The sequence below is a fragment of the Virgibacillus phasianinus genome (genome assembly GCF_002216775.1).
Taxonomy (GTDB): domain Bacteria; phylum Bacillota; class Bacilli; order Bacillales; family Amphibacillaceae; genus Virgibacillus_F; species Virgibacillus_F phasianinus.
In genome coordinates, this window is the sequence record NZ_CP022315.1 from 311461 (window position 1) to 325409 (window position 13949).

Genomic DNA, 13949 nt, shown 5'->3' on the forward strand with positions numbered 1-13949 from the left:
GGCGGGGACAGTCCCCCACCGCTTTACCACTTTAGCGCAACGGGGGACTGTCCCCCTCTAGATTTTTGTTTTCTTCATATGTCGTGTCAGTAGTTCTTTCGCTTGATCTGCTTTTTTGTTAAGTAATGCTTCGACTATTTCTTCATGTTCTGCTATCAACGTTTGATACTCATCTATTGTCAAATGAATATGTTTCACTTCGAAAAAGTAACTGGTAATCATATTTGTCATTTGGATAAACAAATAATTGTTTGTTGCTTGCAATATCTGTTTATGAAACTTACTATCCGCTTCTCTAAACTCCTCAAGGGTTGTTGCTTCCTTGCTTTCTTCAACAACTTCCTTTAACCGCTGCAGTTCAACTCGGCTATGGTTATTTACGATCTCGTCAATAGCACTGGATTCAAATATAATACGCAGACTTAATATATCCTGTATTTTTCCGCCATTAATTTGCCAGAGAAAGAAAAAGTTGTTTAACAGATTATCAATATTTGATTCATTTAAGAAGGCACCCTGCCCTTGCCTGACCCGTATCACGCCAGTATTTTCAAGGTAACTTAAAGCCTCCCTGATTACCGATCTGCTAACACCGAACATTTCCACGAATTTACGCTCGGTTGGTAGCTTGTCCCCTGCTTTTAAATGATGATCAATCATATACTTTTTAATTTCTTCAATAACTGTTTTTTTTAGCGATGTTCTCTCTGTCTCTTTAATTGGATCCATATCAATCTTTTTCCTCCATCTGATTAATAAATGCTAGAATTGGCTCAAAATGATTTGACATTATCTGCTGGGCTAATGGCAAGTTTTTGTTTTCTATTGCCTGAATAGTTTTTAGGTGCTGCTTATATGCCTCTATCAACTCGTTTTCCTTTTCCACTAAATCTATTTTCACAAGAGAGAAGTACTCGTTGATAATTTCACTAAAATTATAATAGGACTCATTATCCGTCGCTTTAATCAGTGACTGATGAAAGAGCCGATCAAACTTTTTTGTATCCTGTTTTTCGATAACCTGTTGATAATACGACTCATTTATTTCATTAAGCCTGGCAATGTTCACGTTAACATCTTTTTCAATGATTAACCGCAATGCCCCAAGCTCGATAATTTTTCTTATTTCTATTAATTCTCTTATTTTCACGCCATGTGTATCGTAATGGTGTTTCAAAATTGTATTAATTGAACCAAGGTTCCCCGCAATATAGACCCCGCCACCGGGCTTCACTTGTAAAATACCTACTGTTTGCAGCGAAATTAATGCCTCTCGCACTACAGTACGACTAACCTGCAGGAGATCAACCAATTCTTTTTCTGACAAATATTTGTCGCCTGGCCTTAAACCTTTTTCTGTAATAGAACTCTTAATCCGTTCCACTACTATATCCACTAATGACGTCTTCTGTATCCCCATATCAACACCTCTATTTTTTCATAATACCATATATTGCAAGAGCGTTTGTGAAAGCCCTTACCAAAAATCATTGACTTTTGATTATGAAGCTTTTATTATGAAGGTACAAATAAAATTGGTCTGACAATATTATATCTTTGTTAGTACATTTTATCAATTTATATAGGAGGCGTTAATGTGAAAGGTTTATTTTCCGCTTTACTCGTCCCATTTGATGAGGAAGGCAACATTAAAGAACAAGGTTTACGCGAAATCGTTAGACAAAATATAGATGTTCAACAGGTAGATGGGCTATATGTTAATGGTAGTTCCGGTGAGAACTTCATGCTGACTACTGAACAAAAAAAAGCTGTTTTTAAAATTGCAAGCGAGGAGAACAATGGCGATGTTAAGCTTATCGCACAAGTAGGATCTATTAATCTCGACGAAGCTATCGAACTTGGGAAATACGCAACGGAGCTAGGATATGATAGTTTATCTGCTGTCACACCTTTTTACTATAAATTTACCTTCGATGAGATCAAAAATTATTATAATGCGATTACTGAAGCAACTGGCAATAATATGATTATCTATGCCATTCCGGCCCTGACAGGTGTATCCGTGTCAATGGATCAATTTGATGAGCTCTTTCAAAATGAAAAAATTATTGGCGTGAAATACACAGACGCAAACTTCTTTATGCTAGAACGCTTAAGAAAAAAATATCCTAACAAACTCATCTATTCCGGATTTGATGAAATGCTGATTTATGGTGTAGTATCCGGGGTTGACGGTGCAATCGGCAGTACATTTAATATCAATGGAAAACGGGCTAAACAGATTATGGAACTATGCCACGCTGGTAAAGTTGCTGAAGCCTATGAAGTACAGCATGTAACAAATGATTTAATAGAAAAGGTTTTGGACTTAGGCTTGTACCAAACATTGAAAGAAGTTCTAAATGTCAAAGGTATTGACGCTGGAATCTGTAAAAAACCCATGCATTCCTTTGATTCAGGTAAAAAAGGAGAAGTCAAACAACTGGTAACTGATTTCGATTTATAATAGGTAAGGCAAAGGTCTTGATAGACTTTTGCCGAAAAATAAGAAAGCGCTTCATTATATTTAAAGGGGGAACTTATAATGGATAAAGTAGGTCTTGGTGCAATTAACTGGATCGTGTTAGTTGTCTATTTAGTTGCAATGTTAGGGGTAGGCGTTTACTTCACAAAAAGATCAGGAAAAAACACAGATGCATTCTTTACCGCAAGTGGTAAAATTCCTGCCTGGGCAGCAGGGTTCAGTATCTATGCAACAACATTAAGTGCGATTACTTTTATGTCAACACCTGAACAGGCATTTTTGACAGATTGGTCATATGCGGCAGGTAACCTTGCGATATTCGCAATTATACCTGTATTAATCTACTTTTACATTCCGTTCTTTAGAAAATTGAATGTAACAACAGCCTATGAATATTTAGAAGAACGATTTGGTGTCTCGTTGCGCGTAATCGGAAGTTTATTATTTATTCTTTTCCATATTGGTCGTGTCGCCATTGTTATTTATCTGCCGACATTAGCCATTACTTCTGTATCAAACATTAATCCAATTTTAATCGCTTCCGCTGTTGGCGGTTTATGTATCATCTATACGTTCTTAGGTGGTATGGAAGGTGTTATTTGGAGCGATGTTATTCAAGGAATTTTATTACTTGGGGGCGCACTACTAGTTGTTATATTAGGTATTTTCACCATTAACGGCGGCTTCTCGACTGTAATAAGCGATGCATTAGCTAATGATAAATTGATCACCGTGGATAATTTCCAATTTGGGGCAGCAGCTGCTGCAATTCCAATTATCTTTATCGGTTCGATTTTTAATAACCTGCATCAATACACCGCAAGTCAGGATGTTGTGCAGCGTTACCAAACAACCAGTTCTATAAAAGAAACAAATAAATCACTTTGGACAAACGGTATTTTAGCTCTCGTTACGATTCCAATCTTCTATGGAATGGGTACTGTTCTTTACAGTTACTATTCAAATGTGGAAGCACTTCCTGATGGATTTAATACCTCAGCGGTCGTTCCTTATTTTATCGTAACAACCTTGCCTGTTGGTGTTGCAGGTTTACTGATTGCTGCGATATTCGCGGCTTGTCAATCAACGATTTCATCTAGTTTAAACAGTCTTTCAGCATGTGTGACGGTTGATTTTAAACAACGATTCTTTGGTAAAACCGGTCAGGATGTATGGATTGCAAGAATAGCTATTATTATTGCCGGTATTCTTGGAATGGCTGCTGCGCTCTATTTGGTTTCCACCAATCGTGCGGAAACATGGAACTTGTTCTTAGCGCTTACTGGATTGTTCGGTGTGCCAATAGCGGGTATCTTTGCCCTCGGAATCTTTACCAAACGGGCAAATGCACCTGGGGTATTAATCGGATTATTCTTAAGTGCGATTACTTCCTACTTTATTCAGCAAACAGACTTGACACCATTTGCCGTTAGTGTCGTCTCATTCTTTACATCATTTATATTTGGATATGTAGCAAGTTTCTTCTTCCCGAAATATAACAAAAATACAACTGGGCTTACTATTTTCAGTAGAAATGAAGCATATGTTAAGCCTGATTCAAAGACTAAAGTTTCATAATTAGAAAAGTGTAAGAGGCTGAGACAAAAGTGATTCAGTCATGGGGAAATCCGAACTATGATTCCAAATTCTTTAATTAGAATTTGGATTAGTTCGGATATTTTTCTTGGCTGTTTTTTAAACCTTATTGCGAATTGTCCATAAACTGCAACGTAACTAAAAATTATCACCCCGGCGGTCGCTGCGGAAAGCAACGGTCCGCAGCGGAAAACAACCCAGCGCATCTGTCGCTATTTATATCAACTGCGAATTAGATCCGACTATTTAAAAATTAACGTTTTAAACTGGCTACCCTGTGATTGTTCGTCTTTGACTCAAATATTTTAATTATGTCCCAGCCTTTTACGCTAAACATATTTTCGTTTATACTTCCTTAAAGTATAGAACAAATCCACTTGACTACTATTTCCAACTGGTATAAAGTATGAAAAAAGAAGTTAACAGAATACAAACTAATTTTATAGCTTCAGCTTATCAAGAGAGGTATAGGGACTGGCCCGATGACACCTCAGCAACCAGCCAATTATGGCACGGTGCTAATTCCACCAGGTACTAGTTACCGGCAGATAAGAAGAATGATTATCCACTAAGGGCCTTCTTCTTTATAGAGGGCCCTTATTATATTTTTCTTCTGTCAAAAAATCACACAAAGAAAGTGGGAATGATGAATGGTACAATCACAGCAATCCGAGCCAAAAACAAACCATGTAGTAGCGCCATTTCGTGGTGATCATGTAGGGAGCTTGTTACGATCCGACCGAATTAAATGGGCACGAATCCAAAAAATAACTGGAGAATTAACTTCTGATGAATTGCGTCTGATTGAAGATGCTGAAATCACAAGAATTGTAGAAAAACAAAAGGAAGTTGGATTACAGGCTGTAACAGATGGGGAGTTCCGCAGGGCCTGGTGGCATTTTGACTTTCTGGAAAACCTGGAAGGTGTAGAAGGCTATGAATCAGATAGCGGCATTCAGTTCCATGGAACAAAAACAAAAGCGCATGCAATAAAAGTAACAGGCAAAATCAACTTTCACAACCATCCAATGCTGGAACATTATAAATTCCTTCATAATATTGCAGGTTCCCATACAGCTAAGATGACTATCCCAAGCCCAAATATGCTTTATTTTCGAGGGGATTTTGAAAATGACTTGTATGACGACCAAGACCTGCTGTTACGGGATTTAACCCAAGCGTACCAAAAGGCGATTCAAGCCTTCTATGATGCAGGCTGCCGCTACTTACAATTGGATGATACCTCATGGTCTCTGTTCTTCTCGGAGCATGGTCATGAACAAATTCGGGCAAAAGGACAGGAACCAGAGCAACTGCAGCAGTTCTTTGCCAAATTAATTAATACGTCAATTGCTAAAAAACCAGCTGACATGCGGATAACCATGCATATTTGCCGTGGTAATTTTAAATCAACGTATGCAGCTTCTGGAGGTTATGACGCCGTTTCAGAAACATTGTTTGATGGGCTGGATGTAGATGGGTTATTCCTTGAGTATGACGATGAACGTTCAGGCGGGTTTGAACCGCTCCGCTATGTGAAACGCCCCGACTTGCAACTAGTCCTAGGCCTAGTCACATCTAAATTCGGTGAGCTAGAAGATCCTGAATTAGTTAAACGAAGGATTGATAAAGCAGCAAGTTTTGTGAATATAAATCAACTGTGTTTAAGCCCGCAGTGTGGCTTTGCATCGACTGAGGAAGGAAATATTTTATCCGAAAAAGAACAATGGGAAAAACTTAGACATGTTGTTACCATTGCCAATGAAGTTTGGAAGTAGGTTTAAATAAAAAAGTGAAGAGCCCACCACCCTTCACTTTTTATAAATTTATCTCTCACTTGGATCATATTCATCATACATTAGCCTGGTAACTTTTGTAGATTCACCATTCTCAATTTCAGCCTGTGTTGCTTTTTTATCAAGAGCATCTTCAGGAGCACCTGGAGCAACAACACTGTCGTCTATTTGTGACTTCCTTTTCTTTTGATCCATCTATAATCCCTCCTATAACCTTATTTTGCCTAAAAAAGGAGGAATTATCATTTATTCCTTATCATCTGTATGATTGGGATCGATGACCCTAAGTGGCCGCATCATGTCATAATCCTCATGCTCCAATATATGACAGTGCCATACGTAATCACCAGTATATGGGGTGAATTTCGCAATAACCCGTGTAATCTGGGCTGACGGTGCTGGTACAGTGTCTTTCCAACCGCGTTCATTTGGTTCCGGTGGCCTTGATGGGCCAGTATAAACGATTCTTCCGTCCTTGTTATATAGATCTAAATCAAATGGACGGCGGTCTAATATTTGAAATTGGATCAAATGAATATGAATTGGATGGGTAAATCCAGTAATGTTCATCAATGTCCAGATTTCCGTTGCACCAAGATTAGGTTTCTCCGTGACAGGATCCATCCATTTTTTATTATCCAGTAACAATAATGGACGGTTGTATTTATCGGTTGAACCGACTAGTTTCAAATTTCGAATTGCATCAATCTTGTTCTGCTTTAGTGAAGGAATACGGGATAGATTATGAGGAATGTTGCTATCATCCCTTTCCTCCATCGGCAAACTCACGTCAAATTGCATCACTTCATCTGTTTCATCTTCTGGATCCGCATTTGGTCCCAGATTGTTTTTTAAAATTACCTTCATACCTTCATACTTTGAGAAATCTAGAATGACATCGACCCGTTCCGCTGGCTCAATTGTCAATTTATTAATTTTCACTGTTTTTTTCAATAAACCTCCATCTGAGCCTATTTGATAAAAAGGCTGATTTGAATCAAGATACAGCTGATAGGCCCGGGTATTTGATGCGTTTAAAATGCGAAAGCGATATTTACGTGGTTCAACTTCAAAATATGGCCATACTTTTCCATTCACGATTATTTTATCACCAAGAAAGAATGGTGTAATTGAGGGGTTAGGTAAGTTATCTGCTGGATCTGCTGGTTGTCTTGGATATGACAGGGACCCATCATCATTGAATGAACGATCCTGAATCACGAGGGGGATTTCATATTTTCCTTTTGGTAATTTCAATAATTTTTCCTGTTCGTTGCGGATTATATATGCACCGGCGAGTCCTGCATACATATTTAATCTTGTAATCCCCATGGAGTGATCATGGTACCAAAGCATTGTGGCCCGCTGCCTGTTCGGATATTCATAAACCTCCCTTTTAAAAAATGGTCCCACTTTTTTAAAGTCTTTTGTAAACCAAGCCTCTGGATAACCATCACTTGCTGATTTGGTCTCGCTGCCATGCAAATGAGTAACTGTCCGTACTTCCGGATGTTGTGCTACTTCGTGAATGGACCGATCAACTGGAAGGATATGTCTTGATGGCAAATTATTCATCCATTTCACCTGTATTGGTTCGCCCTGTTTGACATCAAATGTAGGTCCCGGGAACTGGCGATTGTATCCCCATAACCGCGTTGGCCTTAAGTCCCTATGCAACTTTTGCTTAAACTCTTCCATTCGCACCTCGTAATAAGATCCTTTTTTATTTTTCCGTTTCGGCTTAATGATATCCATGATCGGTAACCGATCAACAAACTTTGTAAGTTTCATATTGCCCACTCCTGTATAATATAGGTATTTATACAGTAGATGACAGAAAGACCATTTATGAACGGGCGGAATAACTATAATTTACACTTTATTGTGAAAACCTTAGTAAAAGGGTCATGCTTCCATTAAGTTGATAACCCATGGATGCATGACCCTGTCTACGTTACTTTTCAATCTCGGCTACCTTCACAACGGCTTTGCCTATGTTTGCTCCTTTGAATAAATCAAGAAATGCATCAATCGTATGTTCAAACCCATCTGTAACTGTTTCTTCATATTGTAACTTTCCTTCTTGCAGCCATCCTGCCAATGCTTCTGCTCCTTCTTGAAACCTGGATGAATAATCACCAACCGTGAAGCCTTTCATCAATGAGCTCGTTTTAATTAAATAGCTTTGTACACGAAGGCCAATATCAGCTTCCTTGTTATTGTAGGTGGAAATAGCCCCGCAAACAGGAATGCGCGCAAACTTATTCAAAAGCGGTAATACGGCGTCACCTATTTCTCCGCCAACATTTTCATAATAAACATCTATCCCATTTGGGCATGCTTTTTTCAATGCCTCTTTAACATTTTCTGTTTTATAATTAATCGCTGCATCAAATCCTAATTTGTTTATCAGGTAATTTACTTTCTCATCCGAACCGGCAATTCCTACTACCCGAGTACCTTTAATTTTTGCTAATTGACCGACCATTGAACCAACCGCACCTGCAGCCCCAGACACAACAACCGTTTCGCCTTCTTTGGGCTGACCGATTTCCAGTAATCCAAAGTAAGCGGTTAAGCCTGTCAGTCCTAATACACTTAAGTATGCGGAGGCAGGTGCAATGGTAGCATCAACCTTTCGAATTTCGGATTCCCCTGCAACTGAATACTGCTGCCATCCCAGCATACCCGTGACAATATCATTTTTTTCAAATCGTGTGGATTTTGATTCAACCACCTGCCCAATAACACCGCTTGAAATGACTGTATTGAGTTCAAACGGCGGAACATAAGATTTCACATCGTTCATGCGCCCCCGTAAATATGGGTCTACGGATATATATACTGTTCGGACAAGCACTTCACCTTTAACAGGTTCTCCAATGGGTACCTGGGCAAATTCAAAATCCTTTTCTGTTGGTATTCCTACTGGTCTTTTTACAAGTTTAATTTGTTGCTGCAAACTATCTCATCCTCTCTATTTATATACCAAATATACAGGTATTTGTGGTAATCATCCAACGTTTAAATTATTCGAAACAACGGAAGGCAACGGTCCGCAGCGGAAAACAAACCAGCGCATACTTCGCAGCAGTCTATAGACAATTAGCAGTAAAGTTTACAAAAGCAGCAAAAAAAATATCCGAACTACTACAAAATCTAATTAAAGAATTTTGAATCATAGTTCGGATTTCTCTCCGGCTAAAACTTTTTTAAGCCTCTATTATTGTCTAGCCTTTACCATTTTGGGACGAGAACTTTTTATAAAGAAGGACATCACGAGACCAATAATGGCAAAAATACCTGCAACGATAAAGGATACATTAACACCATGAACCATTCCTTTTACACCTTCGTTAAGGTCAAAGTTATTTGTCATAACGGTTACGAGCAAGGCTGTTCCGACCGCACCAGCTACTTGACGCATTGTATTGTTCATAGCTGTACCATGTGGTATTAAATCCTGTGGAAGCTGATTCAATCCAGCTGTTGTGACTGGCATCATTACCATCGCTATGCCAAACATCCTGACGGCATTAACCACTGCCAAGTACGTAAATGTTGTCTCGGCCGTAAGATTAGTAAACATGAATGTTGTGATGACTACGATACTTAACCCAATGATACACAGCCATCTGGCACCAAACTTATCGAACAGCCTTCCAGTGATAGGATTCATAAATCCCATCAGAAGGGCACCAGGCAAGAGCATTAACCCTGATTCAAATGCAGTAAAACCTAACATATTTTGCATAAGCAATGGTAAAATAACTGATGCACCGATCATAGCAATAAATACAACCATACCAAGGGCTGTTGTTAAAGTGAAAATTGAATTTTTAAACACCCTAAATTCAAGTATTGGTTCATCAAGTTTCATCTGTCTCAAAATAAACCAGGTTAGTGCTACAGCACCAATTACCATGGAAACAATCACTTGCGTGCTTCCCCATCCGCTTCCTCCGGCGGTACTAAATCCGAACAACAGACCTCCAAATCCTAAGGAAGATAAAATAATGGATAAGATATCAAGTTTTGGAAATGTTTGTTTTGTTACATTTTTTAAAATGAAGTAAGCAACAATAATATCGATAATAATGATAGGCAATATTACATAGAATAGGCTTCTCCATGGAAATTGTTCAACCATCCATCCGGATAAAGTCGGCCCTATCGCTGGGGCAAAGGCAATAACTAAACCAAACATCCCCATCGCTGTTCCCCGCTTTTCGATTGGAAAGATAAGGAATAGGATTGTTTGCATTAGCGGCATAATAATACCAGCACCTGATGCCTGAAGAATTCTGCCCACCATCAATAAGGAAAAGGTCGGTGCGACTGAACAAATGATTGTACCTACAGCAAATACGCTCATTGCTGTGATAAACAAACCTCTGGTAGTAAAACGTCCGATTAAAAATGCTGTTATTGGAATCATGATGCCATTGACAAGCATAAATATGGACTGCAGCCACTGAGCAACGTTCGCATCCAAGTTCAAGTCAGCCATAATGTGAGGCAATGCAGTTGCCAAAAGTGTCTGGTTTAAAATAGCAACAAAAGCCCCAGAAATTAATACAATCATGATTGGCCATTTGTTAAAGTTTATGTCTCCTGGTTTTGGCGGAGCTTGATTTTCGACCATATTCTCTTCCCTCTTTCTTACTACAAAATTTATACTTATCGTTACCTGAACAAGTATTTTTTATCAAATTCCGCTGGTTGTAAATTACAACTAATTATTTTGCATACGAAATTCCAACATGTACAAGAAAACATTTTAACATAACAATTGACCGACTAAAAGAGATAGGATTGAAAAACTTTTAGTACTTTGAATATCCCTGCCAAATGGGGGCTTTTAGCAAAGTAATATATAGTGGAACATCATTGAACGAGGTTTTACGGGGTCTGTATAGTTGATGAAAAAGTAATAGTTACCACACCCTTTCATACAGGCATAGTAACTATTAATGTTACAGATTATCCTTGATTAGCAGGACGAACAATTATTTCATTTACATCGACATTTTCCGGCTGATTTACAGCATAGAAAACAGCTTCAGCAATATCATCACTGTTTAGCGGGGTCATTGATCCACCGCGTTTTTTCATATTGAAAAGGATTTCTTCATCCGTAATCGTTTCTGTTAATTCTGTTTGAACCGCTCCGGGTGAAATAGAGGTGGTTCGTACATTGCTTTCCGCTACCTCTTTACCTAAACCTTCCATAATTATCCGAACAGCAAACTTGGTTCCTGAATAAACTGCACTTCCTGGATTTATTTCATGCCCTGCAACAGAAGAAGTTGTTAGAATATGGCCCGAGTTACGTTCCAGCATATGCGGAAGAACTGCCGCTAAACCATTAAGTACACCTTTGATATTCACATCAACCATTTTATCCCATTCATCTACCTTCGTATTTTTCATAAGGGATAGCGGCATTAACCCGGCATTATTAAATAGAACATCTATTTGTCCAAACTCTTTTATGGTAAACTCAGCAAGTTCCTGCACTTGTTCCCGCGATGTAACATCCGTTTTTTTAATGGCGACACTGCCTGCTCCACCATCGATTCTGTTTTTCAATTCCTCAAGCCGATCCATTCTGCGTGCGGCAAGGACAACATTGGCACCTTCATTTGCAAACCTTGCTGCAGTTGCTTCACCAATCCCGCTGCTTGCACCGGTAATTATTATTGTTTTTCCTGTCATATTTTCCATATCTTACATCACTCCATTAAAATAGTAGTACGTATACCATTTCCCTTCATTATTGTTTTCAAACAATAGAAGCTATATATCAATCGGTATTAGCATTTAGATATGCCTGTTCTTCTTCCGTACTAAGTACACCTGTCGCCTTTCCTACAGTTCCATCCTGCAACATCCAAATAGTATTATGATCATCGTCCACATTGGAAAAGTTTCCTTTTTGCCACTTCCCCAAAATATCACGGTATATATCCTCATGGTCCAGGTCCACTTCAGCCAATCCGGCTAACAACCATTCTATTCGGCTCGAGTGGATTTCATAGAACCCCCATTTTTTACTGGCCTGCACCTTTTGATGAGACATCCCATGAATATACTCCTGGTATATATAATCATTCAGTTCGGTCATTTTAGTCGATTCGCCAAACGGATTCAGACCCTTTTCCCGAAAAGCTGTTAGATCTTTTTCGGTAATTGTTCCATCTATCTTTTCTCTATTATCTTTGAGCCCCTTAATTGCTTCCTCTTTTTCTTTAGCTGCTGAGGCATTTTCCACATTCATTCCATTTGATAGAAAACTATAGGTTCCCCATGCCACCAATCCAAGTACTACAGTAGCACATGCAATAATAATTATCGTTCTTTTCATAACATCCCCCTCAGTTACTTATCCTGTTCTATACAACTATAGTTCTAGGAAATGGTTACAATATCCTTTAATTTGCCGAATAAAAAAACCGCCCTTTAAGAACTTAATCTTAAGGACGAGTTTTTTTTCGTCATGGTGCCACACCAGTTTAAATAATATGTCACCATATTATCCTTATCAGGTACGCTAATACATATATTATTCCATACTCCTTTTTACCAACCGGAACTCTCTTCTGACGGATTGTCCATTGTACGCTTCTCTTCTTTGCATTTGAAATTGGAATTGACCTTTTTGTATTAGAAGAAAGAATACCAGATCATTGCTAGGAAGTAAAAAACTTTTTATAATGAAATCGGAAGTTCTCTGACCCCTCTGACAATCATACCTGATCGCCAATCAAGCTCATTTTTATCGGCGTTCATTTTAATAGAAGGAAACCGTTTGATTAAACTGTTGATGGCAATCTCACCCTCCAAACGAGCGAGTGGTGCACCTAAACAAGCATGAATACCTTTTCCGAACGCTAAGTGCCTGCTTTTTTGCCTGGTAATGTCAAACACTTCAGGGTCTGCAAATTGGTTTGGATCATGGTTCGCTGAGTTTAAAACGATGATAACCAGATCACCTTTTTTCATCGGGCTCCCTTTAAATTCAAGATTCTCTCCGGCCCAACGGGAAGTACTGAACTCGACTGGGTCATTAAAGCGAAGTGTTTCCTCAATAGCAGTATTGATTAACTCCGGCTGACTTTTTAGCAACTCAAACTGTTCAGGGTGCTCAAGCAAAGCCATCACACTATTTCCGATTAAGTTAACTGTTGTTTCATGGCCAGCAATAATTAAGAGTGACACAACGCCATATAATTCCTGTTCTGTCAGCTGATCCCCTTGTTCTTCGGAAATGATTAATTTACTGATTAAATCTTCTCCAGGATTTTCCCGAACTGTCGCAAATCTCTTCCCAAGATACTGAACGAAATCATTCATGTGTTGTTGAATGTCCTTTGCATATTCACCATTCGATCCCTCAATCATTGAATTCGACCAAACGCGAAATTTATTCCGGTCTTCAGTCGGTATTCCCAGCATTTCACAGATAACAATGATTGGCAGCGGAAAGGCAAACTCATCAATCAGATTGATGTTATCCTTACCCTCAACTTCATCAAGAAGGTCGTCAGTAATTTCCTGGATCCTTCCTCTTAATCCCGCAATCATTTGCGGCGTGAATGCCTTTGAAACTAGACCTCTTAAACGTTTATGGTCTGGCATATCAGCAAACAGCATGTTTTGACTAAAAACACTGCTGTGATCCATATCACCGTTATCACTGAGCTTGGTAAAATCCTTAATGAACCGCTGATCTTTTAAGGCCTCAACCGCATCCTTATATCTCGTTATCATCCATGCATATTCACCATCTGGTAACAATACATAAGGGATGGGTTCTTCTTCTCTTAATTTTTCATAAGCAGGATATGGGTTTTGCGTAAACGCTTTCGTAAACATAGTATTTTTTACTGATTCAATTGAATTCATATATACTTTTCTCCTTTTAATTTGAATAGTAGGCTTTCTAATAATGGTACCACAACCAAATTAATTGCCAACCGATTAATTTGACCCGTATAGTATTTACTTATCTCAAGTGATTGGAAACCTGTATTATATTTATCGGAACATTTACTATAAAATTTATGAAA

At 38.7% G+C, this 13949-nt stretch carries 12 protein-coding genes and 1 riboswitch; of the genes, 3 read left to right on the plus strand and 9 right to left on the minus strand.

Going from position 1 to position 13949, the window contains the following annotated elements:
* Positions 1 to 57: 57 nt before the first annotated feature.
* Together CFK37_RS01520 and CFK37_RS01525 are read right to left on the minus strand one after the other, a co-directional pair.
* The gene (locus CFK37_RS01520) at positions 58 to 729 is read right to left on the minus strand and encodes a FadR/GntR family transcriptional regulator (RefSeq protein ID WP_089060259.1); all 672 of its coding nucleotides are present in this window, start codon (positions 727 to 729) and stop codon (positions 58 to 60) included.
* A gap of 1 nt (position 730) precedes the next feature.
* A complete protein-coding gene (locus CFK37_RS01525; protein WP_089060260.1) occupies positions 731 to 1420 on the minus strand; it encodes a FadR/GntR family transcriptional regulator in 690 nt (229 codons plus the stop codon).
* 177 nt (positions 1421 to 1597) lie between these two features.
* On the opposite strand from CFK37_RS01525, the gene CFK37_RS01530 reads away from it, so the two are divergent.
* The 3 genes from CFK37_RS01530 (at position 1598) to CFK37_RS01540 (ending at position 5859) form a co-directional block, all read left to right on the plus strand.
* The gene (locus CFK37_RS01530) at positions 1598 to 2467 is read left to right on the plus strand and encodes an N-acetylneuraminate lyase (protein WP_089060261.1); all 870 of its coding nucleotides are present in this window, start codon (positions 1598 to 1600) and stop codon (positions 2465 to 2467) included.
* Between the two features lie 78 nt (positions 2468 to 2545).
* Positions 2546 to 4063: a sodium:solute symporter family protein gene (locus tag CFK37_RS01535; RefSeq protein WP_089060262.1), complete on the plus strand. Its 1518-nt coding sequence runs from the start codon at positions 2546 to 2548 to the stop codon at positions 4061 to 4063.
* A 468-nt stretch (positions 4064 to 4531) separates the two neighbouring features.
* Positions 4532 to 4636: riboswitch (SAM riboswitch) on the plus strand.
* A 95-nt stretch (positions 4637 to 4731) separates the two neighbouring features.
* Positions 4732 to 5859, plus strand: coding sequence for a 5-methyltetrahydropteroyltriglutamate--homocysteine S-methyltransferase (locus CFK37_RS01540; RefSeq protein ID WP_089060263.1), 1128 nt, complete (start codon positions 4732 to 4734; stop codon positions 5857 to 5859).
* A 48-nt stretch (positions 5860 to 5907) separates the two neighbouring features.
* Here CFK37_RS01540 and CFK37_RS20100 read toward each other — a convergent pair whose 3' ends face one another.
* The 7 genes from CFK37_RS20100 to CFK37_RS01570 all read right to left on the minus strand — a co-directional run bounded on the left by CFK37_RS20100 (position 5908) and on the right by CFK37_RS01570 (position 13785).
* Entirely contained in the window at positions 5908 to 6072 is a 165-nt protein-coding gene (locus tag CFK37_RS20100; protein ID WP_172840439.1) for a hypothetical protein, read from the minus strand.
* Positions 6073 to 6123: 51 nt separating this feature from the next.
* Entirely contained in the window at positions 6124 to 7668 is a 1545-nt protein-coding gene (locus CFK37_RS01545; RefSeq protein WP_089060264.1) for a multicopper oxidase family protein, read from the minus strand.
* Between the two features lie 163 nt (positions 7669 to 7831).
* Positions 7832 to 8839 carry an NADP-dependent oxidoreductase gene (locus CFK37_RS01550; protein ID WP_089060265.1) on the minus strand — a complete coding sequence of 336 codons (1008 nt, stop codon included), beginning with the start codon at positions 8837 to 8839 and terminating at the stop codon, positions 7832 to 7834.
* A gap of 261 nt (positions 8840 to 9100) precedes the next feature.
* Positions 9101 to 10522 carry an MDR family MFS transporter gene (locus tag CFK37_RS01555; protein WP_089060266.1) on the minus strand — a complete coding sequence of 474 codons (1422 nt, stop codon included), beginning with the start codon at positions 10520 to 10522 and terminating at the stop codon, positions 9101 to 9103.
* Between the two features lie 338 nt (positions 10523 to 10860).
* Complete coding sequence (locus CFK37_RS01560) at positions 10861 to 11604, minus strand: SDR family oxidoreductase (RefSeq protein WP_216639615.1); 744 nt, start codon at positions 11602 to 11604, stop codon at positions 10861 to 10863.
* A gap of 79 nt (positions 11605 to 11683) precedes the next feature.
* Positions 11684 to 12244, minus strand: a complete 561-nt coding sequence (locus CFK37_RS01565; protein WP_089060267.1) for a DUF6241 domain-containing protein — start codon at positions 12242 to 12244, stop codon at positions 11684 to 11686.
* A gap of 344 nt (positions 12245 to 12588) precedes the next feature.
* Complete coding sequence (locus CFK37_RS01570; protein WP_089060268.1) at positions 12589 to 13785, minus strand: cytochrome P450 family protein; 1197 nt, start codon at positions 13783 to 13785, stop codon at positions 12589 to 12591.
* Positions 13786 to 13949 lie beyond the last annotated feature (164 nt).

Excerpts from the sequence above, each read along its gene's own strand:
- CFK37_RS20100 (WP_172840439.1), bottom strand. The coding sequence starts at position 6,072 with ATGGATCAAAAGAAAAGGAAGTCACAAATAGACGACAGTGTTGTTGCT.
- CFK37_RS01545 (WP_089060264.1), bottom strand. The coding sequence starts at position 7,668 with ATGAAACTTACAAAGTTTGTTGATCGGTTACCGATCATGGATATCATT.
- CFK37_RS01540 (WP_089060263.1), top strand. The coding sequence starts at position 4,732 with ATGGTACAATCACAGCAATCCGAGCCAAAAACAAACCATGTAGTAGCG.
- CFK37_RS01525 (WP_089060260.1), bottom strand. The coding sequence starts at position 1,420 with ATGGGGATACAGAAGACGTCATTAGTGGATATAGTAGTGGAACGGATT.
- CFK37_RS01520 (WP_089060259.1), bottom strand. The coding sequence starts at position 729 with ATGGATCCAATTAAAGAGACAGAGAGAACATCGCTAAAAAAAACAGTT.
- CFK37_RS01535 (WP_089060262.1), top strand. The coding sequence starts at position 2,546 with ATGGATAAAGTAGGTCTTGGTGCAATTAACTGGATCGTGTTAGTTGTC.
- CFK37_RS01560 (WP_216639615.1), bottom strand. The coding sequence starts at position 11,604 with ATGGAAAATATGACAGGAAAAACAATAATAATTACCGGTGCAAGCAGC.
- CFK37_RS01555 (WP_089060266.1), bottom strand. The coding sequence starts at position 10,522 with ATGGTCGAAAATCAAGCTCCGCCAAAACCAGGAGACATAAACTTTAAC.
- CFK37_RS01565 (WP_089060267.1), bottom strand. The coding sequence starts at position 12,244 with ATGAAAAGAACGATAATTATTATTGCATGTGCTACTGTAGTACTTGGA.
- CFK37_RS01570 (WP_089060268.1), bottom strand. The coding sequence starts at position 13,785 with ATGAATTCAATTGAATCAGTAAAAAATACTATGTTTACGAAAGCGTTT.